The 4422-nt window shown below is 32.0% G+C and carries 5 protein-coding genes; 1 reads left to right on the top strand and 4 read right to left on the bottom strand.

What is annotated here, in order from left to right; all coding sequences use genetic code 11:
• Positions 1–626 (top strand): P-loop NTPase (locus tag AC30RD_RS06665; protein WP_489493611.1); only part of this gene is annotated, 626 nt, incomplete at its 5' end.
• Here AC30RD_RS06665 and AC30RD_RS06660 read toward each other — a convergent pair.
• The 4 genes from AC30RD_RS06660 to AC30RD_RS06645 are packed head-to-tail and all read right to left on the bottom strand — an operon-like array spanning position 616 to position 4400.
• On the bottom strand, positions 616–1440 hold the full coding sequence (locus tag AC30RD_RS06660; protein ID WP_489493609.1) for a sulfate/molybdate ABC transporter ATP-binding protein: 825 nt from the start codon (positions 1438–1440) through the stop codon (positions 616–618). The two genes, AC30RD_RS06665 and AC30RD_RS06660, sit on opposite strands and share 11 nt — an antisense overlap.
• Complete coding sequence (gene modB, locus AC30RD_RS06655; protein ID WP_489493607.1) at positions 1441–2154, bottom strand: molybdate ABC transporter permease subunit; 714 nt, start codon at positions 2152–2154, stop codon at positions 1441–1443.
• Entirely contained in the window at positions 2147–2875 is a 729-nt protein-coding gene (gene modA / locus AC30RD_RS06650) for a molybdate ABC transporter substrate-binding protein (RefSeq protein ID WP_489493606.1), read from the bottom strand. Before modA ends, modB begins: the two co-directional genes overlap by 8 nt.
• A gap of 58 nt (positions 2876–2933) precedes the next feature.
• Positions 2934–4400 carry a hypothetical protein gene (locus tag AC30RD_RS06645; RefSeq protein ID WP_489493605.1) on the bottom strand — a complete coding sequence of 489 codons (1467 nt, stop codon included), beginning with the start codon at positions 4398–4400 and terminating at the stop codon, positions 2934–2936.
• Positions 4401–4422: the final 22 nt, after the last annotated feature.

Raw genomic sequence — 4422 nt, 5'->3', positions numbered from 1 at the left:
ACATTCCAAGGATGACAAAAACAGATCATGAAAAATTAAGATGGAGTGATAATAACAAAATTATCCCAAGTCAAAATTTTGGCATAAAGATCATGAGTGTTGGATTAACGACTCCAACTGCCGATATTCCTTTGGTATGGAGAAGTTCCGTAGCCGTAAGCGCTTTGATACAGTTTTTAGAAGATGTTGAGTGGGGTGAGCTTGATTTTTTAGTTATAGATATGCCTCCTGGCACAGGAGATATTCAACTAACTATGGCGCAAGAACTTCCAATAAGTGCTGGAGTGTTGGTTACAACTCCCCAAATGGTAGCGGCCGATGATGTTAGTAGAGCCATTATGATGTTTAAAGATATAGGCGTAAAGATAGGTGGCTTGATAGAAAATATGAGCTATTTTATCGCTCCCGACACTAAAAAAAGATACGATATTTTTGGAGCTGGAGCAGGTGAAAATCTGGCAAAAAAATATAATATCCCATTTTTAGGACAAATACCTTTAGATATGAAAATAAGAGAATATAGCGATAAAGGAACGCCTCCGATAGCCTTAGGCGAGGATATTCATAAAAAATATTATAAAAATATTGTAAAAAAACTGTTTGAAAACGTAAAATTTAATCTTTAATTATTTGCGGGGAGTAGTTATCAAATATGATAGTAACTATCTCCCCTTTTTTAATATTTGGCAAATCTTTAAATTTTAACTCAAAGATCTGATCCATTGTAGCCGCAATAACGATATATATATCTTTTTTATAAATATCTACAATTTCAGCTTTTATATTAAATTTTTTTCCACTCTCAAATATTTTTTTAGTAGCCTCATATCTTACAACCTCTCCGTTTTTAATCTCCAATGTTTTATTTGATAGTCTATATATTTCGCTTTTATCGTGAGATACCATAAAAGTTGTAGTATCAAACTCTTTATGCAAAGCCAAAATCTTTTCTTGAAGCTTTGCCCTAATCATTGGATCAAGAGCAGACAAAGGCTCATCCATCAATAAAATTTTTGGTTTTCTCATGAGGGCTCTTGCAAGAGCAACTCTTTGCTTTTGTCCTCCGCTTAGAGTATTTGGATATCTGTTTTTTAGATGGCTTAACTCTACCTCATCCAATAGATGCGTCGCCAAATCAAGATCTTTATTTATATACAAAAGATTTTCCAAAACGCTCATATTGGGAAAAAGAGCATAATCTTGAAAAACAAATCCTATACCTCTATTTTTGGGAGCCAAAAAGATCTTTTCATCAAGCCAGATCTCATTTTCTACCACTATCTTACCTTGCGCCTCTTCAAGTCCCGCTAAAACCCTCAAAAAAGTTGTTTTTCCGCTGCCGCTTGGCCCAGTAACAGCGATAAAATCTCCCTTTTTTATCTCTATATCTACACAAAGAGTAAAATCTTTTAACTCTTTTTTTATATCTATCTTTATCAATTAAACACCGCCAAATCTCTTTTTATATTTTAGATTAAACATATAAACGCTAAATAAAATCAAAAAACTTACTATTAACATAATAGCGCTATAAATATGAGCGCTTTTATAATCTAAAATCTCTACAAATTCATATATTGCCACGCTTGCTACTTTAGTCTCTCCCGGTATACTGCCTCCAACCATTAAAACAACTCCAAACTCTCCTATAGTATGCGCAAATGTGATTATTATCGCACTCAAAATCGAAGGTTTTATATTTGGAAGAGCCACCTTTATTAAAGTCTCAAACCCGCTTTTACCTGCAATATAAGAAGCCTCCAAAATGGACCTATTCAAACTCTCAAATCCACTTTGCAAAGGCTGCACCATAAAGGGTAGGCTATATAAACAGCTAGCAACAACAAGCCCCCAAAATGAAAAAAGCATCTCAACGCCCAAATCTTTTAAAACATCTCCGATTATGGAGTTTGGAGAAAAAACCCAAATAATATAAAACCCAAGCACCGAAGGAGGAAGGACTATCGGAAGAGCTACTATGCTTTCTAAAACGGGTTTGATTTTTGATTTTGTATTTGATAGATACCAAGCTATAAAAATTCCGATAAAAAAAAGTATAAAAGTGGTAAAAAAAGCCAATTTAAAAGATATCCAAAAAGGGATAAAATCAAAATTTTCCATCATCTTTCCTACTATATCTTTCCTACTATTCATATCCAAATCTTTTAAAAATCTTTTTGGCCTCTTTACTCAATAAAAATTTATAAAATCTTTTTGCGTATATATCGTTTTTTAATAGAACTATCCCCTGTTTTATAGGTTCGTAAAGATTTTTATCAACCTCTACCCAATTAATATCTTTTTTAAATCTTTTCATTTTGGGACTAAAAAGAGCCGATTTTGAAACAAATCCAACATCTGCCGCTTTTAAAGAGTAAGATAGGGTTTGAGAGATTGATTCGCCGTATATTAATCTTTTTTTTACTTTATTAAAAATTTTTGCTTTTTTTAAAGCTTGAGCTGCGGCTTTTCCATAGGGAGCCGTTTTTGGATTTGCGAGGGCTATTTTTTTTATATCTTTATCCAAACATATATAAATCCCTTTTGAGAAATCTCTTTTTTTTACACTAAAAATAACTAAAGCGCCTTTTGCATATACTGCAGGTTTTGTTATGGCATAGCCTTCTTTATAAAGATTGTTAGGATATTTCATATCTGCCGATAAAAATATATGATAAGGGGCGTTACTTTTTATCTGTGCACTTAATTTACCGCTACTTGCGATAATAGTTTGGATCTTAATATCTGGATAAATTTTATTAAACTCTTTTATAAGCTTTGGTAAGGCAAAACTGGCGTTAGCGGCAACTGCTACATATACGGTTTTTGCCCATGCAATCGATAAAAATAGTAAAAAGATAAATATCTTTCTCATTTCACCCTCGTATCGTTATATTTTACAATATATTACGTAAATTTATTTGAATATTTTCTTAAAATAGGTAATTTATCTCAAATCTATACTCTTTATATGAGGGATCTGGTTTTAAATCTCCATTGATATCTTTTGTATCATCATCACCATTAACAAATCCAAATCTAACTTTTGCATATAAATCAGAAATTGAAGCAAATTTTTTAACCAAATCTATATGGATTACATTGCTATCTGCTTGAACTCCACTTTTTTTATCATCAAAATCTTGAATTGCATATCTAATTGAAGCGCTTAATCCTGAGACTAACCCAGCCTTTGCAAAATCGTATACTCCTCTTATCATATATGTTTTTGTATTTGCATACCAGTTATATTGAGCCATCGCTCTTGTAAAACCGCCAGTTGGAAATCCTCTCCAAGGTGCTATAATATCCGCTTTATCGGCTACTTTTGAATATCCTACTCTTACCCACCAGATCTTATTTTTTGATCTTAAATCTATTCTAGCAGCAAATAAAAAACTATCTATTTTATATGGATCATTATAACCTGCAGTATTTGCTTTTAGATTTGCAACCCCAACTCCCAATCTTCCCAAATCTTTTGCCCCAACATCCATCTGTTTTATATATCTAAAACCAGAAATTAAATCCCAATTTTCAATATCAATCTTATAATGAGCTTCAAAAGACGCCAACGCAACCATTTTTGGAACACTCGTATAGTTAGCTATCCATTTTAGATTTTTATATCTTTTATTTATTATTTCGATTATAAAAAGTCTATTTTTTGGATTTTTACCCGCGGCTACGAAATTTTGATAACTTAATGCTCTATTAACCCCTCCATCGTCATTATTTGCCCAGATTTGCCCATTTTCGTCTTTATAGGTAATAACATCATGAAATTTTATATGATCTCTTAATTTCTGTCTTGTAAAATATGCAAACTTAAGCGTAGTATCAAAATATATACCAACTAAACTAAACCCTTCAAAACTATTAGGTATCATCTTCGTATCGTTACTTTTTACCAACATACTCTCAAAAATCTGACGACCCACTTTTATACTCATTCTATCTTGCTTATACTCTAAATAAGCTTGCGCAAGAACGCTCATTGCAAATTTGTTATCTTTTTTTACGCTATATCTACAAAAGGTATCTTTTGCGGCTTTGATATATTTTATATCTTTTGCGTCCATATGCCAAGGATTTTGCGAAGTATAAAAAGCGCTTGTTATACCAAAACCTTTATAATATGCCGTTTTATACTCTAAACTTCCTCCAACTCCTATCCCCCAGTTATCTTTTGTTTTATTTGGATACTCCCTATCCCAATCCCAAATAAATGAGTTTACTCTAAATCTTCCGTAAATTTTTCCGTTTGTAAAAAACTCCTGCAAAGTTTTTGCTTCTTTTGGCAATATTTTGTATTGAAGAGTCATATCGGAGTTTAATACTCTTTTTTGAGAAGCAAAAATTGATATAAATAGAAAAAACAAAAATACTGCTACTCTCATAAAGTGCCTTATATATATTTAT

Source organism: Nitrosophilus sp., from assembly GCF_982775275.1.
Note: the sequence above shows the minus strand (reverse complement) of the source record. Positions and strands in the feature narration are given on the sequence as shown.